Source organism: Pseudomonas brassicacearum (assembly GCF_918698105.1).
Classification (GTDB): domain Bacteria; phylum Pseudomonadota; class Gammaproteobacteria; order Pseudomonadales; family Pseudomonadaceae; genus Aquipseudomonas; species Aquipseudomonas brassicacearum_F.
Genome location: NZ_CAKKMI010000035.1, coordinates 39,300 through 63,187, shown reverse-complemented (window position 1 = coordinate 63,187; position 23,888 = coordinate 39,300). Strand labels below are relative to the sequence as shown.

General features: G+C 62.2%; 23 protein-coding genes. 6 read left to right on the top strand and 17 right to left on the bottom strand.

The genetic code is table 11. The features are described 5' to 3' along the window. Positions 1-237: 237 nt before the first annotated feature. The 3 genes from LQ215_RS15760 (at position 238) to LQ215_RS15750 (ending at position 3,142) form a co-directional block, all read left to right on the top strand. Positions 238-1,557: an MFS transporter gene (locus tag LQ215_RS15760; protein WP_230151209.1), complete on the top strand. Its 1,320-nt coding sequence runs from the start codon at positions 238-240 to the stop codon at positions 1,555-1,557. A gap of 303 nt (positions 1,558-1,860) precedes the next feature. Next, positions 1,861-2,232, top strand: coding sequence for a heme utilization protein (locus LQ215_RS15755; protein WP_230151208.1), 372 nt, complete (start codon positions 1,861-1,863; stop codon positions 2,230-2,232). 289 nt (positions 2,233-2,521) lie between these two features. Further along, a complete protein-coding gene (locus LQ215_RS15750; protein ID WP_230151206.1) occupies positions 2,522-3,142 on the top strand; it encodes a flavin reductase family protein in 621 nt (206 codons plus the stop codon). Between the two features lie 60 nt (positions 3,143-3,202). Here LQ215_RS15750 and LQ215_RS15745 read toward each other — a convergent pair whose 3' ends face one another. Genes LQ215_RS15745 through LQ215_RS15735 form a run of 3 tightly spaced genes read right to left on the bottom strand, consistent with a single transcriptional unit; the run spans position 3,203 to position 4,048 of the window. Continuing rightward, positions 3,203-3,436 carry a hypothetical protein gene (locus tag LQ215_RS15745; protein ID WP_230151205.1) on the bottom strand — a complete coding sequence of 78 codons (234 nt, stop codon included), beginning with the start codon at positions 3,434-3,436 and terminating at the stop codon, positions 3,203-3,205. A 43-nt stretch (positions 3,437-3,479) separates the two neighbouring features. Continuing rightward, positions 3,480-3,833 carry a putative quinol monooxygenase gene (locus LQ215_RS15740; RefSeq protein WP_230151203.1) on the bottom strand — a complete coding sequence of 118 codons (354 nt, stop codon included), beginning with the start codon at positions 3,831-3,833 and terminating at the stop codon, positions 3,480-3,482. A 53-nt stretch (positions 3,834-3,886) separates the two neighbouring features. Further along, positions 3,887-4,048 carry a hypothetical protein gene (locus LQ215_RS15735; protein ID WP_230151201.1) on the bottom strand — a complete coding sequence of 54 codons (162 nt, stop codon included), beginning with the start codon at positions 4,046-4,048 and terminating at the stop codon, positions 3,887-3,889. Between the two features lie 112 nt (positions 4,049-4,160). On the opposite strand from LQ215_RS15735, the gene LQ215_RS15730 reads away from it, so the two are divergent. Continuing rightward, positions 4,161-5,090, top strand: a complete 930-nt coding sequence (locus LQ215_RS15730; protein WP_230151199.1) for an AraC family transcriptional regulator — start codon at positions 4,161-4,163, stop codon at positions 5,088-5,090. Between the two features lie 135 nt (positions 5,091-5,225). Here LQ215_RS15730 and LQ215_RS15725 read toward each other — a convergent pair whose 3' ends face one another. The 6 genes from LQ215_RS15725 to LQ215_RS15700 form a co-directional block, all read right to left on the bottom strand. Further along, positions 5,226-6,281 carry an ABC transporter ATP-binding protein gene (locus LQ215_RS15725; RefSeq protein WP_230151197.1) on the bottom strand — a complete coding sequence of 352 codons (1,056 nt, stop codon included), beginning with the start codon at positions 6,279-6,281 and terminating at the stop codon, positions 5,226-5,228. Between the two features lie 15 nt (positions 6,282-6,296). Continuing rightward, positions 6,297-7,145: an ABC transporter permease gene (locus tag LQ215_RS15720; RefSeq protein ID WP_230151195.1), complete on the bottom strand. Its 849-nt coding sequence runs from the start codon at positions 7,143-7,145 to the stop codon at positions 6,297-6,299. Next, a complete protein-coding gene (locus tag LQ215_RS15715; protein WP_230151193.1) occupies positions 7,142-8,050 on the bottom strand; it encodes an ABC transporter permease in 909 nt (302 codons plus the stop codon). The genes LQ215_RS15720 and LQ215_RS15715 overlap by 4 nt, the downstream gene beginning before the upstream one ends. 614 nt (positions 8,051-8,664) lie before the next feature. Further along, positions 8,665-9,768 (bottom strand): ABC transporter substrate-binding protein, encoded by a 1,104-nt coding sequence (locus tag LQ215_RS15710; protein ID WP_230151190.1) that lies wholly within the window; start codon positions 9,766-9,768, stop codon positions 8,665-8,667. Positions 9,769-9,984: 216 nt separating this feature from the next. Beyond that, positions 9,985-11,433: an aldehyde dehydrogenase family protein gene (locus tag LQ215_RS15705; RefSeq protein ID WP_230151189.1), complete on the bottom strand. Its 1,449-nt coding sequence runs from the start codon at positions 11,431-11,433 to the stop codon at positions 9,985-9,987. After that, on the bottom strand, positions 11,430-13,067 hold the full coding sequence (locus LQ215_RS15700; RefSeq protein WP_230151215.1) for a 5-guanidino-2-oxopentanoate decarboxylase: 1,638 nt from the start codon (positions 13,065-13,067) through the stop codon (positions 11,430-11,432). The genes LQ215_RS15705 and LQ215_RS15700 overlap by 4 nt, the downstream gene beginning before the upstream one ends. A 160-nt stretch (positions 13,068-13,227) precedes the next feature. On the opposite strand from LQ215_RS15700, the gene LQ215_RS15695 reads away from it, so the two are divergent. Continuing rightward, entirely contained in the window at positions 13,228-14,109 is an 882-nt protein-coding gene (locus LQ215_RS15695; RefSeq protein ID WP_230151187.1) for a LysR substrate-binding domain-containing protein, read from the top strand. Positions 14,110-14,276: 167 nt separating this feature from the next. Here LQ215_RS15695 and LQ215_RS15690 read toward each other — a convergent pair whose 3' ends face one another. After that, positions 14,277-15,296: an alpha/beta fold hydrolase gene (locus tag LQ215_RS15690; RefSeq protein ID WP_223471468.1), complete on the bottom strand. Its 1,020-nt coding sequence runs from the start codon at positions 15,294-15,296 to the stop codon at positions 14,277-14,279. Between the two features lie 311 nt (positions 15,297-15,607). Beyond that, positions 15,608-17,920 (bottom strand): 5-methyltetrahydropteroyltriglutamate--homocysteine S-methyltransferase, encoded by a 2,313-nt coding sequence (gene metE, locus LQ215_RS15685; RefSeq protein WP_230151185.1) that lies wholly within the window; start codon positions 17,918-17,920, stop codon positions 15,608-15,610. A gap of 109 nt (positions 17,921-18,029) precedes the next feature. On the opposite strand from metE, the gene metR reads away from it, so the two are divergent. After that, on the top strand, positions 18,030-18,947 hold the full coding sequence (metR, locus tag LQ215_RS15680; RefSeq protein WP_058546066.1) for a transcriptional regulator MetR: 918 nt from the start codon (positions 18,030-18,032) through the stop codon (positions 18,945-18,947). Positions 18,948-19,076: 129 nt separating this feature from the next. Here the strand turns inward: metR and LQ215_RS15675 are convergent, their stop codons facing one another. From LQ215_RS15675 to LQ215_RS15650, 6 genes are all read right to left on the bottom strand, one after another. Further along, on the bottom strand, positions 19,077-19,574 hold the full coding sequence (locus tag LQ215_RS15675) for a GNAT family N-acetyltransferase (protein ID WP_230151184.1): 498 nt from the start codon (positions 19,572-19,574) through the stop codon (positions 19,077-19,079). After that, the gene (locus tag LQ215_RS15670; RefSeq protein WP_013694135.1) at positions 19,571-20,209 is read right to left on the bottom strand and encodes a LysE family translocator; all 639 of its coding nucleotides are present in this window, start codon (positions 20,207-20,209) and stop codon (positions 19,571-19,573) included. Before LQ215_RS15670 ends, LQ215_RS15675 begins: the two co-directional genes overlap by 4 nt. A 24-nt stretch (positions 20,210-20,233) precedes the next feature. Further along, positions 20,234-20,650: an NUDIX hydrolase gene (locus tag LQ215_RS15665; RefSeq protein WP_230151182.1), complete on the bottom strand. Its 417-nt coding sequence runs from the start codon at positions 20,648-20,650 to the stop codon at positions 20,234-20,236. A gap of 469 nt (positions 20,651-21,119) precedes the next feature. Beyond that, positions 21,120-21,446, bottom strand: a complete 327-nt coding sequence (locus tag LQ215_RS15660) for a DUF6124 family protein (protein WP_230151180.1) — start codon at positions 21,444-21,446, stop codon at positions 21,120-21,122. Positions 21,447-21,997: 551 nt separating this feature from the next. Further along, a complete protein-coding gene (locus tag LQ215_RS15655; protein WP_230151218.1) occupies positions 21,998-22,186 on the bottom strand; it encodes a nucleoid-structuring protein H-NS in 189 nt (62 codons plus the stop codon). 132 nt (positions 22,187-22,318) lie between these two features. Then, the gene (locus tag LQ215_RS15650; RefSeq protein ID WP_230151178.1) at positions 22,319-23,686 is read right to left on the bottom strand and encodes an HD domain-containing phosphohydrolase; all 1,368 of its coding nucleotides are present in this window, start codon (positions 23,684-23,686) and stop codon (positions 22,319-22,321) included. Positions 23,687-23,888 lie beyond the last annotated feature (202 nt).

Genomic DNA, 23,888 nt, shown 5'->3' with positions numbered 1-23,888 from the left:
TCGCAGGCCCCTGTGGGAGCGAGCTTGCTCGCGATGAGGCCAGTACAGACAACAACCCTCTCCCTGCATAAGCGGATTCCCGCCCACACCCCCAGCCACAATGAGCGGCTTTCCGCTCATCCAGCGCCATGCCCCCCTCTAAACCGGCCTTCTGCCACCTGGCACAGCTCCTGCTATAGCCCTGTCAGGCTGCGTTCCCACGCGCTCCACAAAAACAATTAAACGAAGGATCCTTCAATGGACAACTCCAACGCCCTGCCCATTGGGTCGGCTGCCGTGCCCGCCCGTGAAAGAACCACCGCCAGCCGGATCAAATCGATCTTCAGCGGCTCGGTCGGCAACATGGTCGAGTGGTATGACTGGTACGTCTACGCCGCGTTCTCGTTGTACTTCGCCAGAGTCTTCTTCCCCAAGGGCGACACCACCGCCCAATTGCTCAACACCGCCGCGATCTTCGCCGTGGGCTTCCTGATGCGCCCGATCGGCGGGTGGTTGATGGGCCTGTACGCCGACCGTGCCGGCCGCAAACGGGCGTTGATGGCTTCGGTGTACTTGATGTGCTTCGGCTCGCTGATCATTGCCTTGAGCCCGAGCTACGAAACCATCGGCGTCGGCGCGCCGATCCTGCTGGTGTTTGCCCGCTTGCTCCAAGGCCTGTCGGTCGGTGGCGAGTACGGCACCTCGGCCACCTACCTGAGCGAGATGGCGACCAAGGAACGTCGCGGCTTCTTCTCCAGCTTCCAGTACGTGACCTTGATCTCCGGCCAGCTCATCGCGCTGGGCGTGCTGATCGTGCTGCAACAATTCCTCACTACCGAACAACTGTATGCCTGGGGCTGGCGTATCCCGTTCGCCATCGGCGCCCTGTGTGCGGTCGTGGCGTTGTACCTGCGTCGCGGCATGGAAGAAACCGAGTCGTTCACCAAGAAGGAAAAAGCCAAGGAAAGCGCGATGCGCACCTTGATGCGCCATCCAAAAGAGCTGATGACCGTGGTCGGCCTGACCATGGGCGGCACCCTGGCCTTCTACACCTACACCACCTACATGCAGAAATACCTGGTGAACACCGTCGGCATGAGCATCTCCGACTCCACCACCATTTCCGCCGCCACGCTGTTCCTGTTCATGTGCCTGCAACCGGTGATCGGCGGGCTGTCGGACAAGATCGGCCGCCGGCCGATCCTGATTGCCTTCGGCATCCTCGGCACCCTGTTCACCGTGCCGATCCTCACCACCTTGCACACCATCCAGAGCTGGTGGGGCGCGTTCTTCCTGATCATGGCCGCGCTGATCATCGTCAGCGGCTACACCTCGATCAACGCCGTGGTAAAAGCCGAGCTGTTCCCCACCGAAATCCGCGCCCTGGGCGTCGGCCTGCCGTACGCACTGACCGTGTCGATCTTCGGCGGCACCGCTGAATACATCGCCCTGTGGTTCAAGAGCATCGGCATGGAAACCGGTTACTACTGGTACGTGACGGCCTGCATCGCCGTGTCGCTGCTGGTGTACATCACCATGAAAGACACCCGCAAGCACTCGCGGATCGTGACTGACTGACAGCCACGTCGGACAAACAGAAAAGGGGCGCACCTGAACAGGTTCGCCCCTTTTCTCGTTCCGCATACCCAAAGATTTATCTGACATTAATCTCTGGTTAATGCCTGGCTTCCATCCTCACTCTCAACAGAACGCAATTCGGAACGTCGGTGATAAGCCTCATCAACCGTTTTGCGTCGACGGACAACGCATCGATTAAATCGATTTGTTTAAGCGTTTTTTTGCGCTTTTTAATCAAATTAGCAAGCGTAATATGAACTCCACACCCAAGGCGCTCACGCCAAAACATTCTGGAGCACGACCATGAAAACCAAACTGATCATCGCCCTGACCCTGTCCGTACTGGCCGCCAACACCTTCGCTGCCGACGGCTTCGACCGCACCAGCTCGGCCATCGCCGCCGACGGTTATGACCGTACTGGCGCTGCCACTGTTGCTGCTGATGGTTTCGACCGCACTAACGGCGCCACCGTTGCTGAAGATGGCTTCGACCGCACTGGCGGCGCTACCGTTGCCGAAGATGGCTTCGACCGCACTAACGGCGCCACCGTTGCTGAAGATGGCTTCGATCGCACTGGCGGCGCTACCGTTGCCGAAGATGGCTTCGACCGCACTAACGGCGCTACCGTTGCTGAAGATGGCTTCGATCGTACTAACACTGCCGCCATCAGCTAATCCGTGAACGACACCCTCACAGCCCGGCTTCGGCCGGGCTTAGTTGTTTTTGGAGCAAGTGGAACCAACACAGCCATGACAGCGGAGCACAGTTTGTCTGACCCCAGAAATCCAGTGTGGGAGCGAGCTTGCTCGCGATAGCGGAGTTTCAGTCAACAACGATACTGGCTGATCCACCGTTATCGCGAGCAAGCTCGCTCCCACAGGGTTCCATGGATGCTGACAAAAACAGTGAGGCCCTGCACTATCTTCAATCCCTCGAAACTCCACTGCAGGACCTTCTTCAGCCATGCCCGACGATATCCACTACTACGAACCCGCCAACGGCCACGGCCTGCCCCATGACCCGTTCAACGCCATTGTTGGCCCGCGCCCCATCGGCTGGATTTCGTCCCAGGATGCCGAAGGCCGCCTGAACCTGGCGCCCTACAGTTTCTTCAACGCCTTCAACTACATTCCGCCGATCATCGGCTTCTCCAGCGTCGGGCGCAAAGACAGCTTGAACAACATCGAACAGACCGGAGAATTCGCCTGGAACCTGGCCACGCGCCCGCTGGCCGAGCAGATGAACCAGAGCTGCGCGATGGTTGCGCCAGAGGTCAATGAGTTCGAACTGGCGGGTTTGACGACGGCGGCGTCACGGGTAATCCAGGTTCCACGCGTCGCCGAAAGCCCGGTGTCCTTCGAATGCAAGGTCACGCAGATCATTCAACTGCAGCGGGCGGACAAAGGGCTGGTGCCAAGCTGGCTGATCCTCGGCGAAGTGGTCGCCGTGCATATCGCCAAGTGGCTGTTGAAGGATGGGGTATATGACACCGCCGCCGCCGAGCCGATCTTGCGCGGTGGCGGGCCGGCGGATTATTTCCAGCTGGGGCCTGAGGCGTTGTTCAAGATGCATCGCCCTCGATAAGCAGTAAATCTTCCAGCAAGCGGCTCCCTCGCCACAAAAGCATTATTGGGGAATGCTGATTTACCAGACCAACCCGCCCTCGAGGTCGACGTCCTTGAGGTGAGTCAGCTGCACGGCTGCAGCTTCATCAGCCTTGGTAGCGGTCTCGAAGGTCTGCTCTTCAAGAATCTTGTTGAAGCGCGGCGCACCCGAGCCACCGAGGGCCTTGGTGGCAATGGCGGCATGGTAGCCGCCGCCTTCCCTGGGAACGACGGCGGAAACAGCTTCAAAGGTTTCAAAGGCTTTACGTGCCATGTCTGGTGCATCCTGGCGGTGGAAAATGACGCTCATTAAACCTTCAACCGGCCAGTTTGTGTACCTGCGCCCGGCACCCTTCGGTCGCCTGGGCGGCGGAGACTTCCCTGAAGGTGTGAAAATCCAGGCTGCTGACCACCAGGTCCTGCACCAGCTCGGCGAAAATCGCCATGGCCGGTGAATTGAAGTAGGCGTCCATCGACGGCTGATTGACCCAGAGCCCGGACACCAGCCACAAATCAGCGTCGCATTGCGATTGCTGCAAGGCAAAGTGCAAGCAACCGGGAGCCAGGCGCGAGGGCGCGATCAGCGTACTCAGGCGCGCCCCCAGTTGCCTGGAGCAACCGCCGCGGGCCCGGATAAAAGCCATGTGACTGACGGGGATCTGTGTAGTCATGTTCAACCCTCCCAGGTAATCCATTGTGCAGCCGGGGACAGGCTGCGACAGGATCAAAGGTTAAGCGCCACGACGCCAGCTTCGTTAGTCGATTCCTGCCGACCCATTGCACAATCCTGCGCATCGGCATCACAAAATTTGCCATCGATCCGGTCGAAACCCGGGAAGTTGAAACAAAAGGTTTCAAGCAAGTTTCGGCTCCATTGCACCGTCATGGCCCCTTGCGCCGTGCAGGATCAGGCAAGCTTTCAACAGGATGTTGCTACCGCTGCGCCTTGCACAAACATATGCTTTTGTTCATCGCTCCTATCGCCTGAGGATCCCGGCATGTCGCCACTCGACCACGCCAACGTCCCGCTGGACACGCACTTGGAACAACAGCGCGCCGAATTGGCGTCGATCATCGACCGCAACACCAGCGAAGACGGCAGCTACGCCACGGCCATCGGCTCGCTGAACCTGTCGCGCCACAGCAAGCCCCAAAAGTTCGCCCCGGTGCTGGCGCAACCGGCGCTGTGCATCATGGCCCAGGGCAGCAAACAGGTGCGCCTGGCAGATGAGTTCTTCAACTATGACCCGCTCCATTACCTGGTGGTCTCGGTGTCGATGCCGTTGAGTGGTTGCATCGCGGACGTTTCGCCGCAAGAGCCGATCCTCGCCCTGCGCCTGGACATCGACCCGGCGGAAATCACCGCGTTGATCGCCGACGCCGGCCCCCTGGGTGTTCCGACCCGCCCCGCTGGACGCGGGCTGTATGTCGAACGCCTGGACACGCCGACGCTCGACGCTGTGCTGCGCCTGGCGCGATTGCTGGACAGCCCGAAAGACATTGCCATGCTCGCGCCGCTGGTGCGCCGGGAGATTCTGTACCGCCTGCTGCGCAGCCCACAGGGCTATCGGCTGTACGAAATCGCCATCGCCAACAGTCAGAGCCATCGCATCAGCCAGGCGATCAAATGGCTCAACGGCCATTTCGAACAGCCGCTGCGCATCGATGACCTGGCCCGGGAAGTGAACCTCAGCGTCTCGACTCTGCATCACCGCTTCAAGGCCATGACCGCCATGAGCCCGCTGCAATACCAGAAGCAACTGCGCCTGCAGGAAGCCCGCCGGCTGATGCTCGCCGAAGGGCTGGAAGCCTCGGCGGCGGGGTATCGGGTGGGTTATGAAAGCCCTTCGCAGTTCAGCCGCGAGTACAGCCGGTTGTTCGGTGCACCGCCGTTGCGGGATCTGGCGCGGTTGCGGATGACTGTTTGACCTGGGGTTTGTGTTGACTGGGCCGGCCCCATCGCGAGCAGGCTCGCTCCCACAGGGGTTCGCTGTTCATAACAATCAACTGTGGGAGCGAGCCTGCTCGCGATGAGGCCAGCAAAAACACCTCATCTCTTGAACTCAGGCACCGAGCAACCGACACGCCTGCGCCGGTATGGTCACCGACACCGCGTGCCCAATCCCCAGGTCCATGCCCTGGCAAGGCGTGCTCAGCGCCGTGAACGAAATCCCGGAACATTCCACTGTGGTCTCGACGGTCGCGCCAATGTCGCGCACGAACGTCACCTTGCCCAGCAACCGGTTACCCGCCGTGGCCTGGGGCGAGGACAGTTGCAGGTCTTCGGGGCGCACCAGCAACTTGATCTTCTCGCCAGCGATGACGCTATGGCTGGCCGGCACGTCCAGCGTGTCCCCGCCCGGCAGCCCGACCCGTCCGTTGCCCAGGGTGGTCGCCGGGAAGATGTTGCCTGAGCCGATGAAGTCGGCGACGAATTCATTGGCCGGGTGCCGGTAGATCTCGATCGGCGTACCGACCTGTTGCACCCGATGTTCCCCCAGCACCACGACGATGTCGGCCATGGTCATGGCTTCGCGTTGATCGTGGGTCACCAAAATAGTGGTGATGTTCAACCGCTGTTGCAGTTGGCGGATTTCCACTTGCATCGACTCACGCAACTTCGCGTCCAGGGCCGACAGCGGTTCGTCCAGCAGGAGGATTTTCGGTCGGGCGGCAATGGCCCGGGCAATCGCCACGCGCTGGCGCTGGCCACCGGACAGTTTCGCCACGGGCCGGTCGATCATCGCCTGGAGCTGGATCAGTTCCAGCAACTCCACCACCCGCGCCTGTTGCTCGGCCTTGCCGACGCCCCGCAGCTTCAGCGGATAGGCGATGTTCTCGCCGACGGTCATGTGGGGGAACAACGCCAGCGATTGAAACACCATGCCGAAGTTGCGCAGGTGCGCCGGGGTGTGGCCGATGTCTTGGCCATCCAGGCGGATTTCGCCGCCACTGAGGCTTTCCAGGCCGGCGATCATGCGCAGCAAGGTGGTCTTGCCGCAGCCCGAAGGCCCGAGGAAACACACCAGTTTGCCCTCGGGCAAATGCAGGTTCACGTCCGTCACCGCGCAGGCCGAGCCGTAATGTTTCTCGACGTTTTCCAGTATCAGTCCAGTCATGTCTTCACCTCGAAATCAAAAGGAAACGCCGCCCTCGCCCACCAGTTTCTCCAACGCCCAGATCAACACGAAGTCGATCAGCACGATGAGCACGGCAAACGAAAAAACGGTGGGGTCCAGCGACGACACGGTGCGGCTGTACATCCAGATCGGCACGGTCATGACATCGATGGTGTAGAGGAAATAGGTCACGGTGAATTCGTTGAACGAGACAATGAACGCCAGCAGCATCCCGGCGAGAATCCCCGACTTCATCAACGGCACCACCACATCGACGATGGCCCGCCGTGGTGTCGCCCCAAGCATGCGCGCGGCTTCTTCGACTTCACTGCCGATGCCGAGCATGGCGGCGGTGCAGTTTTTCACCACAAACGGCAAGGCGAGGATCACGTGGGCAATGACCAGCCGCGAGGTGGTCATCTGGAATGGCAGGCTGTCGAACACCAGCAGCAGCGCCAACCCCAGCACCACCATGGGAAACACCAGCGGCAGCGACATCAGTTGCAACGCCACGGCCTTGCCACGGAACTCGCAACGGGTCAGCGCGTAGGCCGCCGGCACCGCGATCAACGTGGCGAAAATCATCGTCAGGCAGGCCACCCACAAACTGGTGCCCAGGGCCTGGCCCAGGCTCAGCACATCGCTGGCATCCGGCGACACGAAGGTGTGCCAGGCGGCCCGATACCATTGCAGGCTGTAGCTGCTCGGCGGAAAGTCCAGGTTCGCCGCGCCACTGAAGGACATGACGATCATGGTCAGGATCGGCAGCACCGCCAGCAACAGGATGAAACCCGACAGCAGCCCCACTGCGCGCCCGGTTTCACCGGGCAACAGCGCCTGGCGCTTTTTGCTCAACACGCTCATTGGGAAGCCTCCAGCATCCGCCGACGACGGCCGGTGAAATATTCGGACAGGGTCATGATCATCAGCGTGGTGACAATCAGCACCACCCCGGCGGCGGACGCGGCGGGCCAGTTCATCAATGGGGCAATCTGGTCGTGGACCATCACCGCCAACATCGGCACCCGCCGCCCGCCCAACAGCAGCGGCACGACAAAACTGCTGGCGTTGTAGGCAAACACCAGCGTCGCGCCGGTGATGATCCCTGGCAGGCTCATGGGCAGCACCACTTGGCGAAACACCTGCAAGCGACTGGCGCCGAGGGTGGCAGCGGCCTCTTCATAACTGCGTGCCACGCCACGCATGGCGCTGGCGATGGGCAGCACGGCCAATGGAAAGGCCGTCTGGACCAGGCCCATCAACACACCGTTTTGGTTGTAAAGCAGCATGATCGGCCGCTTGATCAGGCCCAGGCCCATGAGCGCCTGGTTGAGCATGCCGGCAGGACCGAGGATCACCAGCCAGCCGTAGCTTTGCAGCAGCAGGTTGACCAACAGCGGCAACAGCACCGCCGCCAGGAACACCCGCCGCAACAACGGCGAGGCCAGGCGCGACATGGTGTAGGCCACAGGGATCGCCAGCAGCACGGCGATCACTGCGCTGATCAACGCAAGGCGCAAGGTCAGCAGCAGGGACTTGAGGTAATAAGGCTCCAGCAACTGCCCGTAGCTGGCGAGGCTGAACCCACTCCACTCCGCGCCCTTGGTGCCGACGCTCATGCGCAGCACCAACAGGCTGGCAGCGATCAGCACACCGAGAAACAGCATCGACGGCGACAGGAACAGCCAGGCTCGGCGGGTGGGTGACATACCCCGGGTGGCGCGCATGGGCGCAACACCCTGGGGCTGGGTTAACGGTAGGTGTTCCATGGCAAGATCTCGTCAGTGGAAAACGACAGAACAAACACAATCTCAAAACAACCACTTCCCTGTGGGAGCGAGCCTGCTCGCGAAGACGGCGGCACAGTCAGCATCTCCATCAACTGAACCACCGCTATCGCGAGCAAGCTCGCTCCCACACTGGGCCCTTGGTGCATGCAAAAACTCATGAACACCCCAGATCCTTGTGGGAGCTAGCTTGCTCGCGAAGGCGACAGCACAGTCAGCATCTCCATCAACTGAACCACCGCTATCGCGAGCAAGCTCGCTCCCACACTGGGCCCTTGGTGCATGCAAAAACTCATGAACACCCCAGATCCTTGTGGGAGCGAGCTTGCTCGCGAAGGCGGCGGCACAGCCAACATCTCCATCTACTGAACCACCGCTATCGCGAGCAGGCTCGCTCCCACACTGGGCCCTTGGTGCATGCAAAAACTCATGAACACCCCAGATCCTTGTGGGAGCGAGCCTGCTCGCGAAGGCGACAGCACAGTCAGCATCTCCATCAACTGAACCACCGCTATCGCGAGCAAGCTCGCTCCCACACTGGTTCTCGGGTGGTCACAGAGGCCGCATTGCTAGGCAGCCGGTGTCTGGCATGCGTTTCAGGAAGAGAAGATTTCCGTGTACCGGCGAATCCATTGGTCATGCACCGTCGCCAGGAAGGCGTTGTCGTGCATGATCGCTTTGTCGGCGATTTGCTCCGGGGTGAGGATGTAGGGACTCTTGCGTGCTTCGCTGGAGATGATGGCCTTGGCGTTGACCGGGCCGTTGTAGATGTCTTCGGCCATCTTGCCCTGCACCAGCGGGTCGAGGGAGTGGTCGATGAAGGCGTAGGCCAGGTCGGTGTCGCCCGGGCGGTTTTTCGGCATGACCGAGAGCATCAGGTCGGTGTAGAAACCTTCCTTCATGCCGAATGTTGCCCCCAGGCCGTAGGCCGGGTCGCGGATCTGCTTGGGGAAAAACGCCGGCGCGTACAAGCCACCCATGTCCAGGGAGCCGGTGCGAAACAACTCGGCGATCTGGTTCGGGTTTTCCCCCAGGGTCACCACCCGGTCCTTGAGCTCGGCGAGCTTCTTGAAGCCGGGTTCGATGTTGTGTTCGTCACCACCGGCCAGCTTGGCGGCGATGATGATCAGGTCCATGGCCTCGGTCCAGTTCGGCGGCGGCAGGAAAATGTTCGGCGCCAGGTCCGCATCCCAAAGCGCGGCGTAACTGTCCGGCGCCTGACTCAAAGTCCGGGTGCTGTAGACCAGGCTGTTGCACCACAGCAAATAACCGATGCCATGGCCGCCGGCACCCGTGCGGTATTGCGCCGGCACGTCGGCCAGGTTGGGAATGCGGTTGAGGTCGGGCTTTTCCAGCAGTCCGGCGGCGGCCAGGCCCTCGGCGCCGACGCCGGCCAGGGTGATGATGTCGTACTGCGGCCGGTCGCCACCGGCCTTGAGCTTGGCGACCATTTCCGAGGTACTGCCGGTGCGGTCGGCAATGACCTTGGCCCCGGTCTTGGCCTCGAAGGTGGCCGCGATGTTGCGCAACGCCGCCAGCCCGGTGTCATCGGACCAGGTGAGCAGGCGCAGGGTCTTGCCGACGAACCGCGTATCGCTGGCCCGGGCGCTGATGAAGGGCACGCTCATGGCGGCCGCCGCTACCGAAACCACACTTGCAGTCTTGATGAATTGACGTCTGTTCAGATCATGCTCGCCCATGGAGGACTCCCTTTATTCTTTTAAGTATGAGGTGGGTAAAAACCGTTGCGCCCGCACCGTTCGACGTCGAGCAAAGCCCCGTACAACAAGGGCTTCACCGCCACCTGCGGCCATCCTGAGGTTGTGCAAAATCCCTGACTATCGAAAAAAACTCATTGGAGCCATGTTCCTGGCGCATGCCTTTTTTCGAGGCATGCGTGACCTGATAACGTGCTATCAGACGGCCCGGATCACATGCTTGATTTCCTGAAACGCGGCCAATCCCCAAGGCCCCAATTCGCGACCGAGGCTGCTCTGCTTGTAGCCACCCCACGCCGCCTGGGGAAAAATCACCTGGGGTGCGTTGATCCACACCAGCCCCGCCTGCAAAGCGTTGGCAACCTCTTCGGCAGCCGTCGTATCACGGCTGACCACGCTGGCCACCAGGCCGAAACGACTGTCGTTGGTCAAGGCGACGGCCTGCGCCGGGGTGCTGAAACGGCGTACACACAACACCGGCCCGAAGATCTCTTCGCACCACAACGCACTGTCCAAGGGCACGTCGGTGAAGATTGTCGGCTGTAAAAAAAAGCCCCGTGGCAGATGCGCGGGCCGCTGCCCACCGCATACCAGCGTCGCTCCGGCGCTCAAGCCACGGTCGATGTGTCCCAGCACTCGTTGGTACTGCGCCTGGTTGACCAGCGCGCCCATCTCCACATCCGGGTCGAACGGGTCGGCCACGCGGATCGCCTCGGCGCGGGTCTTGAGCCGTTGCAGGAATTCATCGGCCAGTTCATCGGCGACCAGCACACAACTGGTGGCCGAACACATCTGTCCGGCATTGAAGAAACCACCGCCACAGGCCAGCTCCACCGCCAGGTCCAGGTCGGCATCGGCCAGCACCAGCAAGGACGATTTACCGCCCAGTTCCAGGCTCACGCCCTTCACTGTTTCCGCCGCCCGCTGCATCACTTGCACCCCCACCGCATTGCTGCCGGTGAAGGAAATCTTTGCCACACGCGGGTCCGCCGCCAAGGGCGCCCCCACTGCCAGGCCCGTGCCGCAGACCAGGTTGAACACGCCGTCGGGCAACCCGCAGCCGGCGATGATCAAGGCCAGTTCCAGCTCCGGCAACGGCGTGACCTCCGAGGGCTTGAGCACCACGCAGCAGCCGGCCGCCAACGCCGGGGCAAGTTTCCAGGCGGTGGTGACCATCGGGAAATTCCACGGCACGATCAGGCCGACCACGCCGCAGGGTTCGCGGCGCAGGCGTGCGCTGAAATCAGCACTGGGCAACGCCAGCGGACTGTCTTGCCGGGCGTCCAGGCCTTCGGCCAACTCGGCGTAATACTCGAAGGTGGCGACCACATCGTCGACATCGATGGCCGCTTCGAACAGCGGTTTGCCATTGTTGCTCGATTGCAGGTGCATCAACCGTTCACGAGCATCCCGCACGCCAGCGGCAATCCGGCGCAGGATCGCGCCACGCTCGGCGCCGCTGGTGCTCGACCAGCGCATGAAGGCCTGGGTCGCGGCGTTCAACGCCTGGTCGACGGCGCGTTCATCGCCGCCATAAACGGTGGTCAGTAGCGCTTCGGTCGCCGGGTTGATCACCCGCAGCGGTTGATCGCCGGCCAACCACTCACCGTTGATGTACAGCCCGTCCTGTGTCGTAGGGAAATTCATTTCGACACCTGCGCCATCCAGGTTGCCTGGTCGATTTCGATCAGCGTCGGGCCCTGCCGGTCGCAAGCGGCGAGCAACGCGGCGTGCAGTTGCGCCACGCCGTCGATGGCTTGCGCAGCGCAGCCCAAGGCCTTGGCGACGCCGATGAAATCCGGGGTGTAGATGTCCACGCCCACCGGTTCGATGGCGCGGTCGACCATGTATTTCTTGATCTCTTCGTAGCCCTGGTTATTCCACAGCAGCACGATCACCGGCGTGCGCGCCTCCACGGCGCTGGCCAGTTCCGGCAGGGTGAACTGCAACCCGCCATCGCCAATCAAACACACCACCGGCGGGCGACCGTGGCCCCGGTCCTTGCCACCGAGCCAGGCACCAATGGCCGCCGGCAAGGCGTAGCCGAGGGTGCCGTAGCCGGTGGATGAATTGAACCAGCGGCGTGGCTGCTCCGGGTTGAAGGTCTGGTTGCCGGTGTACACCGGTTGGGTCGAATCGCCGACGAACACCGCCTCAGGTAGCGCTTGCAAGACGGTGTCGAGAAACAAGGTCTGGGCGCGGGTCGCCGCGTCCCAACTGCCTTGAAGATCCGCGCGCAACCGGGCCACACGTGTCGCGCCCCAATCGTCACGGCGCTCGGCCAAGGGGGGCTGGCTCAAGGCGTCGAGCACGGCCCGGGCAGCGACACGGGCGTCGGCCACCAGCGCCAGGTGCGGCGGGTAGTTGCGCACGGTCTGGTCCGGGTCGATGTCGATGCGCAGCAGTGCACCGGGAATCTCGAAGCCGCCGGCGAAGGTAATGTCGTAGTCGGTCTCGGCCAGTTCGGTGCCGATGGCCAGCACCACATCCGCCTCGGCCACCAACGCGCGAGTGGCGACCAGGCTCTGGGTGGAGCCAATCAACAACGGATGGCGGGACGGCAACAGGCCCTTGGCATTGATGGTCAACGCCACTGGCGCGCCGAGACGTTCGGCCAATTCAGTCATTTCGGCCGCCGCGTCGAGGGCACCGCCACCGGCCAGGATCAACGGCCGCTTGGCCGATGCCAGCGTTGCCGCCATTTGCGCCACGGCACTCGGCGCAGCACCGGCGCGGTTGATGTTCACCGGCACGCTGGCGAGCAAGGCATCGGCGTCTTCGACCAGCACGTCCAATGGAATTTCGATGTGCACCGGCCGCGGACGCCCAGCCTGGAACACGGCGAACGCCCGGGCCAGCACGCCGGGCAATTCAGCGGCGGACATCAGCGTGTGGGAAAACGCCGCCACCCCGCCCACCAGCGCGCTCTGGTTCGGCAGTTCATGCAACTTGCCGCGCCCGCCGCCCAACTGGTTGCGCGACTGCACGCTGGAGATCACCAGCATCGGGATCGAATCGGCGTAGGCCTGGCCCATGGCGGTGCTGATGTTGGTCATGCCCGGGCCGGTGATGATGAAACACACGCCGGGCTTGCCGCTGACCCGGGCGTAACCATCGGCCATGAAACCTGCGCCCTGTTCATGGCGCGGGGTCACATGGCGGATGCTGGAACGGGCCAGCCCGCGGTACAACTCGACGGTGTGCACACCAGGAATGCCGAACACCTGCTCCACGCCATAGGCCTGGAGTAACTTGACCAATACTTCGCCGCACGTTGCCATTGCCATTGCCTTTTTCTTATCGTGAAAAGGGTCGCGCACAGCCTGCGGCGGGACCCTTTTTTGTCTTGGGAATGGCGTTATTGGAACGGTCCGAGCCTAGCGACAACAATGGATAAAAAGTCATACTAGCCATGTCCTCAGGTCATGGCTTGGATCCGAAATGAAACGACTTCCCCCGCTGCCGGCGCTGCACACGTTTCTGATCACGGCCCAATGCTGCAACTTCACCCGGGCCGCCGAGCAACTGCACATCACCCAAGGCGCGGTGAGCCGGCAGATCGCCGGGCTGGAAGATCATTTGGGTTATGCGCTGTTCCAGCGCCAGGCACGTGGCCTGAGCCTGACTGCCGAAGGCCAGGCGTGGCTGCCCCGGGTGCAGCAGGTGTTCAGGCTGATCGGCGAGGCGGTCGAGCAGGTCGGCGAAAAACGCCAGACCCTGCAACTCAAGGCCCCGACCTGCGTGATGCGCTGGCTGCTGCCGCGCCTGTTGCAATGGCAGAAGGAGCGGCCGGACGTGCCGGTGGAGTTGACCACCACGGTCAGGCACGGCGTGGATTTCCAGCGCGAAGCCTTCGACGCCGCGGTGGTCTATGGCCCACCACCCGACGCCTCGCTGGCGTGCGTGCACCTGTTCGATGAACAGCTGACGCCCGTCTGCTCCCGCCCGCTCCTGGAAGGCCCGGTGCCGCTGCGTGAACCCGCCGATCTGCAACAACACCTGCTGCTGCACCCTACCCGTGACGAGCGCGACTGGAACGCCTGGCTGGCGGCGGCCGATGTGCACTTGAGCAATGTCAGCAAGGGCCAGCATTTCGAAACCCTGGACCTGGCGATGTCCATGGCTTCCCAAGGCACGGGCGTGGCGATTGGCGACTGGTCGCTGATCGGCGACGACCTGAGCGCCGGCCGGCTGGTGATGCCGTTCGAACTGAAGGTCAAGACCGGCCTGGGTTATCACCTGGTGCATCCGCACAAACCCCAGGTGTCGGGGCCGTTGCAGGAATTGATGGGGTGGTTGGTGGAGCAGGCACGGGCGCGTTGAATGCCTCGCAAGGCGCTTTTGTGGCGAGGGAGCTTGCTCCCGCTGGAGCGCGAAGCGGTCCCAAAATGTTTCAACCTGAAAATAGGATCAAGGCATGAAATGTTGGGCTGCTGCGCAGCCCAGCGGGAGCAAGCTCCCTCGCCACAAAAGCCAGGCAGGTCGGTGTATCAGAGCAGATTAGGCGCCTGCACCGGTTCGATCTGCGCCCAGTGCGACGTGTCTTCGCGGTGCTGCTGCAGATACGGCAACACGGCTCCGAGCAACGGCGCCTTGAAGGCCTCCTGGAAACGATGGGCCAGGCCCGGGATCAGCTTCAACTGGCTGCCTTGGATGTGCGCCGCCAGATGCACGCCATGCATCACCGGCAGCAACGGGTCGGCGGTGCCATGGACCACCAGGGTCGGCACCCGCAGTTGATTGAGCAGTGCCACCCGGCTCGGCTCGGCCATGATCGCCATGATCTGGCGCTTCACCCCTTCGGGGTTGAAGGCCCGGTCATAGGCCACGGCGGCCTGATGCAGCAAGGCCTGGCGATCATCCACCACCATCGGGCTGCCCAATGCGGCCAGCAGATCGGCCTGCTGCTGCAGGGCCGCTTCGCGATTCGGCGCACTGCGCCGCGACAGCAACTGCACCAGCGCGGCGCTGGGTGCGGGCAAGCCTTCGGCACCGGAACTGGTCATGATCAGGGTCAGGCTTTCGACCCGCTGCGGCGCCATGGCGGCCATATGCTGGGCGATCATCCCGCCCATGCTCACGCCCAACACATGGAAGCTTTGCACCTGCAAGGCGTCCATCAGCCCCAGCCCATCATCGGCCATGTCGGTCAAGGTATAAGGCGCGGCCACGGGCAAGCCGAGTTTGTAGCGCAGGGCTTCGAAGGTCAGGTTGGCGCTGCCGGGGGCCTGGCGCCAGGTGGACAGGCCGACGTCGCGGTTGTCGTAGCGAATCACCCGGAAACCCTGCTCGCACAGGGCGACCACCACTTCGTCCGGCCAATGGATCAACTGCCCACCCAGGCCCATCACCAGCAACAGCGCCGGATCCGAGGCACGGCCAACGCTCTGGTAGGCCAGGCTCACCTGATCCAGATCGACCCGTTGGGTCGCGACATTGATGTCACACCGAGAAGCCGCCATCGACGGCAGGCCGAAAAACAACGCGGCCAGGAAAATGAATACACGCATGAACAAACACCGAAACGCAGAACCCCAGTAGAGCGCGAGTCTGATGAAGTTTGTTCAAGCGCGCTGCCACAGTTGCGTGACAGTTTGATGAAGATTGCCGAATGGTTAGTTGAAGCCATGTAGACAACCCTGTGGCGAGGGAGCTTGCTCCCGCTGGACCGCGAAGCGGTCCCAAAACGCTTCAACCTCGAAATGTGATCAAGGCATGGAATTTTGGGGCTGCTTCGCAACCCAGCGGGAGCAAGCTCCCTCGCCACAAAAAGCTCCCCTGGCCGCAGGTTGAGGGCATGCCTATAGGAGTGTCCGGAGCTTCAGGCCAGCTGGCTACGCAACTGCCGCGCCGCCGCCACCATGTTCACCAGTGCCGCTTCCGCTTCCGGCCAGCCCCGGGTTTTCAGCCCGCAGTCGGGGTTGATCCACAGCCGCTCCGCGGCGATCCGTTTTACCGCCTTGCTCATCAGCGCAACCATCTCGGCCGTGTCCGGCACCCGTGGGGAGTGGATGTCATAGACGCCCGGGCCGATGTCGTTCGGGTAGTCGAAGGCCTCGAAAGCCTCCAGCAATTCCATGTCCGAACGCGAGGTCTCGATGGTGATGACATCGGCGTCCATGTCGGCGATGGCCTTGATCACGTCATTGAATTCGCTGTAGCACATGTGGGTATGGATCTGGGTTTCATCAGCCACCCCCGAGGCGCACAAACGGAACGCGTCCACCGCCCAATCCAGGTACTCCTGCCATTGCCCGCGACGCAGCGGCAACCCTTCGCGGAACGCCGCCTCGTCGATCTGCACAATCCTGATCCCGGCCTTTTCCAGGTCCAGCACTTCATCGCGCAGGACCAGGGCCAGTTGTCGGGCCTGGACCTGGCGCGACACGTCTTCGCGGGGGAACGACCACATCAGCATGGTCACGGGACCGGTGAGCATGCCTTTCATGGCTTTGTCCGTCAGGCTTTGCGCGTAGCGGATCCAGTCGACGGTCATGGCGCTCGGCCGGCTGATGTCGCCATAGATGATCGCCGGTTTCACGCAGCGCGAACCGTAGCTCTGCACCCAACCGAAACGGGTAAAGACGTAGCCGTCCAGTTGCTCGGCGAAGTATTCCACCATGTCGTTGCGCTCGGCTTCACCGTGCACCAGCACGTCCAGGCCCAGGCGTTCCTGGATCTGCACAGCGTGGCGGATCTCGGTGTGCATGGCGTCCTGATAGTCAGTGGCCGACAGCTTGCCTTGCTTGTAGGCCTGGCGTGCCAGGCGAATCGCCGGGGTCTGCGGGAAGGAGCCGATGGTGGTGGTGGGAAAAGCCGGCAGTTTCAGACGGGCGCGCTGGCGCTCGATGCGTTTGGCAAATGGCGAACGCCGCTGGCTGTCCTGTGGCCCGATTGCCGCCAGGCGCGCCTGGACCGCGGGTTTGTGAATGCGTGCCGAGCTGGCGCGACTGGCCTGCACCTCGCGGCTGTCGGCCAAGGCCTGTTGCACAGCGGGCGCCTGTGGATCGTTCAGGGCATCGCGCAGCACCGCCACTTCACCGCACTTCTGCACGGCAAAGGCGAGCCAGCTCTTGAGTTCCGGATCGAGGCGGTCTTCGCGCTCCAGGTCCACCGGGCTGTGCAGCAGCGAGCATGAGGTGCTGACCCAGAGGTTGTCGCCAAAGCGCTCCTGGGCCGGTTGCAACTGCGCCAGCGCCTGTTCCAGTTCGCAGCGCCAGACGTTGCGGCCATTGACCAGGCCCACCGAAAGAATCTTGTAGGTCGGCAGCCGGTCCAGCACTTGGCCCAGTTGTTCCGGGTCACGTACCGCGTCGATGTGCAAGCCATCCACCGGCAGGCTCACCGCCAGGCCGAGGTTGTCTTGCAGGCCACTGAAATAGGTGGCCACGAGCTTTTTCAACGGCGAGTACTGGAGGATGTGATAAGCCCGCTCGAACGCGCTCTTCCAGGCTTGAGGCAGGTCGAGGGTAAGGATCGGTTCGTCGATCTGTACCCACTCCACACCTTGGGCCTTGAGGCGGTTGAGGATTTCACCGTAGACCGGCAGCAAGCGCTCCAGCAGGTCGAGCTTGTCGAACGCCGCGCCCTTGGCCTTGCCCAGCCACAAGTAGGTCAACGGGCCGATGATCACCGGTTTGACCTGATGCCCCAAGGCATGGGCCTCGTCCACTTCATCGAACAACTGTTCCCAGCTCAGGGCGAAGGTCTGGTCGACGGAAAACTCCGGGACCAGGTAGTGGTAGTTGGTGTCGAACCACTTGGTCAGCTCCTGGGCGTATTGCGCCTGGCCGTGGTTGGCAACGCAGCAACTGGCCGTGGCGCCACGGGCCATGGCGAACAGGGTGTCGAGGGTCGGCCGGCCCTGGGCATTCAAGGTACTGTGGAAACGCTGTGGCACGGCGCCCAGGGTCAAGGAGTGGCTGAGCACTTGGTCGTACCAGGCAAAGTCCCCGACGGGCAGCAGGTCGATGCCGGCGTCTTTCTGCAATTGCCAATGCCGGGCCCGCAGTTCGCGACCCACCGCCTGCAACGCGGCCGGAGCGAGGTCGCCCTTCCAGTAGGCTTCGAGGGCTTTTTTCAGTTCGCGGTCGGCGCCGATGCGCGGAAAACCGAGGGTGTGGGCCAGGGCCATGGTATGCGTCCTCCTGTAAAAGATGGCGCCATTGTCGACAGCTGACCCTGCATGAGACAAACTCAACCTTTTCGTGTTGATCACAAGTTTTACTCATGGAGCAACTCCGGTGCTTGAACTCCGTCACCTCAAGACCCTGCACGCCCTGCGCGAAGCCGACAGCCTGGTCGAAGCCGCCGAACGCCTGCACCTGACCCAGTCCGCCCTCTCCCACCAGTTCAAGGAACTTGAAGAGCGCCTGGGCATGCAGCTGTTCGTGCGCAAGACCAAGCCGGTACGGTTTACCAGCGCCGGCCTGCGCCTGTTGCAACTGGCCGATGCCGCCCTGCCCTTGCTGCGCGGCGCCGAGCGGGACATCGCCCGCTTGGCGGGCGGCACCGCCGGACGGCTGCACATGGCCATCGAGTGCCATAGCTGCTTCCAGTGGTTGATGCCGACCATCGACCAGTTCCGCGATGCCTGGCCGGAAGTCGAACTGGACCTGGCCTCGGGCTTCGCCTTCGCGCCATTGCCAGCCCTGGCCCGGGGCGACCTCGACCTGGTGGTGACCTCCGACCCACTGGAACTGGCCGGCATCACCTACGTGCCGCTGTTCACCTACGAAGCGATGCTCGCCGTGGCCAACCAGCATCGACTGGCGGGCAAGCCCTACATCGTGCCCGAGGACCTGATCAGCGAAACCCTGATCACCTACCCGGTGGAGCGCGATCGGCTGGACATCTTCACTCGCTTCCTGGAGCCGGCCGACATCGAACCGGCCCAGGTGCGCACCTCTGAACTGACGGTGATGATGATGCAACTGGTGGCCAGCGGCCGCGGCGTCTGCGGCATGCCGCACTGGGCGCTGCATGAATACAGCTCGCGGGGTTACGTGAAGGCCAAGCGGCTGGGAGAGAAAGGCTTGTTTGCCACGCTGTACGCGGCGGTGCGCACCGACATGCTCGACGCGCCGTACATGCGCGACTTTTTGCTGACGGCCAAGGACACGTCGTTTTCCACACTCGACGGCGTCAGTGCCGTGCGCTGACTGCTTTTTGTGGCGAGGGAGCTTGCTCGCGCTGGGCTGCGCAGCAGACCCGTTTTGTGGCCGCTTCGCGCCCAAGCGGGAGCAAGCTCCCTCGCCACAAAAGCTTCATCACTCAAATCAGTGATCAGCTCAAAGTTCAAGCCACATATGGATTTTGTCGTGGTATTCGTCGCCCACGCAGATCGCCATCGGCTCAAGGCCATACAGGACGAAGCCGCAACGCTGATAGAGCTTGAGCGCCGGGTCGTTGCCGGCGGTGACGGTCAGTTGCACCAGGCGCAGGAAGGGATGACGCCGGGCTTCGGCGAGGGCAGCTTGGACCAGTTGGTAGCCGAGCCCCCGATGGCGCTGTTCATCGGCGACGTACATGCCGAACAGCAGCGCCTTGTGCCGGGCTTTTTCCCGGGGCTCCAGGGCCAGGCCGACGATGCCGACCAACTCCTGCTCGACAAACGCCCCCAGCAGTACATCGAGCCGGCTGCCCAGGCGTGACTCCCACCAGTTGATAGGCAGCTTCGCCCGTTCGCTGACGCTGGAGGTGAAGGCTTGCGGATGCAGTGCATACGCCTGGAGCATCAGTTGGCGATACGCCTGAGCATCGCCGGTCCTCAACCGTCGGATGTTCATGCCGAACGCCGTTGCTCAAACATCAGGCGCAATGCCAGCGCACCGAGGACAAACCCCATGAAGTAGCGCTGCGCCGCCAACCAGGTCGGGTTGTGGACGAACCACGAGGCAATGCCGGCAGCGAACAGGGCGATCAACAGGTTGACGCTGAAACTGACGCTGATCTGGGTCAGCCCGAGGATGATGCTTTGGGTGAACAGCGAACCGTGTTCCGGGCTGATGAACTGCGGGAACACCGACAGGTAGAACACCGCGATCTTGGGGTTCAGCGCGCTGGTGAGAAAGCCCATGGTGATCAACTTGCGCGTCGAGTCCGCCGGCAACTGCTGGGCCTCGAAGGGCGAACGCGCGCCCGGCTTCACGGCCTGCCAGGCGAGCCACAACAGGTACAACGCACCGGCCCACTTCAACACCTCATAGGCCACCGGCACCGCCAGGAATACCGCCGTCAACCCGGCGGCCGCGGCGAACATGTGCACGAAAAACCCCGCCACCACCCCCAGCAGGGAGGTGACGCCGGCCTTGCGGCCCTGGCAGATCGAACGAGAGATCAGGTAGATCATGTTCGGGCCGGGCGTCAGCACCATCAGCAACGCGGCGGCGGCGAAAATCAACAGGTCCGGCAATGGAATCATGGGCATCGGTCCTTGAGGCGTGGATCAGCAGGTAGCGAGAAATGTCGTTCGATAAAACGGCAGGATCACCTCGCCTGTCAACGGTGCCAGCAAAAGATTGCTGTCGCCGGCCGGGTCGATCCAGCACACCTCTTCAATTTCGGCAGCCGGCGAAACCGCAGCGTCGATGCTCAGCAAAAACACCTCGGCCTGCACGACAAACCCCGGCTCGTTGGCCGCCGGCGCGCTGAACACGCCCAGGTGGCGGGCCTGGGTCGGGTCGATCCGCAAGCCAAGCTCTTCTTCCAGCTCGCGGGCCAGCGCCTGCACCGGTTGTTCATGGGCCTCGATTTTGCCGCCCGGCTGCATGAAGGCCCGGGTGCCGCGCTTGCGCACCAGCAGGGTTCGCCCGTCCGGCCCGAGCAACAGGGCGGCGGCGATGCGGATGAGGGAAGTGGTCATGGGTGATCGAAGCCTTGGCCGGGGAAATGCCGGGGAGATTACAGCGCGTAGGGGTGGGAGCAAAGCCTGGTGGTGGACTAAAAATCAACACAGTGTCCTGTGGGAGGCTGATGCTGTTCACTTAAGGTGTGTATATCCGTTTCTTCGGTCACGGCGACTTAGGGTTCCGCCCTTACGGCGGGTCACTTTCGAAAAGCGCGAAAGTAACCAAAGCGCTTCAGCCCCACCACTTGGTGCCTCGCTTAGGCTCGGCATGCCCTCACTCCGGCATTGCTCCGTGGGCCCGCCGCGAAGGGCCATCCATGGCCCAGCGCGGCTAACCCGGCATCCATGCCGGGTTGCCCACTGCGCAATGCCTGCGTTCGGCCATCGTGGTTAACGGGGCCCCGAGATCAACGTCCACCGCGAGGCGGCCTAGTAGCCGACCTGGCTCTTGCGGTCGTACACCTCATCAGATCTGTGGGAACTATCAGATCTGTGGGAGCAAAGCTTGCTCGCGAGGCGGCCTTACAGCCGTCCTGGCTCTCCCGGTCGTACTCCGGTCCAATTGTGGAAGCGAGCCTTTAATGTCTAAGGCAAGGTCGCTGACCATGGCATCGGCTGAGGCCAAAGTTTCGCTGAGGTTGGCCAGCAGGCTTTCGGTGTCGACACCGTCCACGACGGTGAACAGTTGACCTGAGGGCTTTTTCTTTTTGGCTTGAGGCTTGGGGTCGAGATAATGGTCGATGGCGCGCTTGGCGGCTTCATCGAGTTCTTGGGGATCGGTTTCGGGGGGATTGGGTGTGGCTTTGAACATGATGCGTATCCTTCGTTTGCGTAGTGGAACCGCCATCTCCCGTTTCCAGGCGAGAGGGTGGCAGCTATGCGCGGGCTGGAAACCAAGGTCGAAGGAAACCCGGCAGACTTGAAAGTCTCCCGCGCACAGCCGCCGGCCCGGCCGCTGAATTTGCAGCGACGGGAAAAGACTAGCGACAGCCCTTCCCACCCGGCAACCGCCAGAGTTCGTCGGAAAAATCTGCTGCAACCCGGAGGATTGTCCGACCATTCCCACAATCCTGGTCGGCTGTCAGGCCGCCATCGCGAGCAAGCTCGCTCCCACACAGGTTTTTGGTCGTTTATAAGATCCGTGTCCACCGCCGATCCCTGTGGGAGCCGAGCTTGCTCGCGATAGCGATGGGTCTGCTTGCATCCATGTTGAATGTGCCGCCGTCTTCGCGAGCAAGCTCGCTCCCACAGTTGGATCGAAGTACAGCCGCCTGAGACAGGTCGGCTGTCAGGCCGCCTTCGCGAGCAAGCTTTGCTCCCACAGATCTGACAGGTGTACGACCAGGCGAACCAGGTCGGCTATCAGGCCGCCTCGCTTTTGCTTTTGATCTGGGGTGCCCCGTTAACCACGCTGGCCGAACGCAGGCATTGCGCAGTGGGCATCCCGGCATGGATGCCGGGATAGCCGCGCTGGGCCATGGATGGCCCTTCGCGGCGGGCCCACGGAGCAATGCCGGAGTGAGGGCACACCGAGCCTAGGCGAGGTGCCAAGTGGTGGGGCAAGAGCGTTTTGCTTACTTTTGCGCTTTTCAAAAGTGAGCCGCCGTCAGGGCGGAACCCTAAGCCGCCGTTACCGCAGAAACGGATATGTACCCAATCCATCCAATCCAATCCAGAACCCAGTCACCCCAAGATCGGCTTCGGCACCGAAGGGTCGGCCTCTTCTTCGGGAATCTTGACGAACACGCTGTACCGGGCCCCTTCCATTGACTCGAAGGCGATGAGTTTTTCCACCAACGGACCGCTCATCACCTTGCCGGCATTGAGCAGCAGCATGCCGTTGTCGGCGTTGAGGTTGCGCGCCAGGATCATGCCCGCGACCAATTCCCGGGTAGTCACGACCTTCACCGTCGGGTCCGACAAAGTCACGTCTTCCAGGTATTCGGCACACGCCTTGATGAAATCCTCGACCATTTCCGGGTCGTAGAGCTTGCCAGCGTACTTGCGGATGTAGACCAGCGCCTCGTCGCTGTTCATCTGCCGCTCCAGAATCAACCCGCGCTGCAGCTCGATAAAGTCCACCGCCAGCTTCAACAGCCGCGAACCGAACGGAATGGCCTCGCCCCTGAGGTGATCGGGGAAGCCGCTGCCGTCCCAACGCTCCTGGTGATGAAGAATGATGCGCGCCGCGTCCTTCATCGGGTCCAGGGTCATCAGCAGCGATTCGCTCTGCTTCGGATAGGCGCGGTACAGCTCCAGCTCGGTGTGGTGCAGCATGTCCGCCGGCGTGACCATCATATTATCGGTCCAGCTCAGCTTGCCGATGTTGTAGAGCGCCGCGGCCATGGTCAGGTCGCGGTCGGTGGACTCATCGAGGAAATTCAGCCGGCTGTAGACCCTGATCAACTCGATGATCTGCCGGTTGGTCTGCTTGGCCTTGGGCAGGCGCAGGTTGGCAATCAGCGAAAACACTTCGGTGCTGGTCACATAACTGCGCTTGAGCTCGTCATAGGCCAAATCGAGCATATCGGCGGTCTGCTGCAGCTCGGAGGTGCGCGACGCCACGCGTTTTTCCAGGGTGGCGTTAAGGGTCTTGAGTTGCTGGTTCTGCTCGCGGTTCAGCGCTTCGAGGCGCTGGCGTTCGCTTTCGGAATGCTGGTGCGCCAAGGCCTGGCGCAAGGCCTGCACCAATTCCTCATCGTTCCAGGGCTTGCTGAGGTAGCGATAGAGCTGACCCTCGTTGATGGCCTTGGTCATCATGTCCACATCGGCATAACCGGTGAGCAGAATGCGCAAGGTCGATGGGTACAGCTTGCGGATCTCGGCCAGCAGCGTGGCGCCATCCATGTTTGGCATGCGCGCGTCGGTCATCACCAGGTCGACCGGCCGCTCCTTGAGAATTTCCAGGGCCTTGGCGCCACTGTCGGCCAGCAGGATCTCATACGGCTGGCTGCGCAATAGCCGACGCAGGCTATTGAGGATCGACTCTTCGTCATCGACCAACAGCACTGTTGGCTTTCTTACCGAAACATCCGGCGATTGATCTTCCATTTGAAACCCCCTCCTATTCACCACGACCGTTCTACCTTACCCCCGAAATACAGGCTAGTAGATTGAGAACATTTAGACACATTCGCCATCAAGGGCCGAGCGCATCCCGATCAGACGACTATGCTGTATCCCATGAAGGGCCAAGTAACGGCCGAAGACTCATGCCAGCGACAGGGATATCAGATGTTTCCAGGGTTCTATA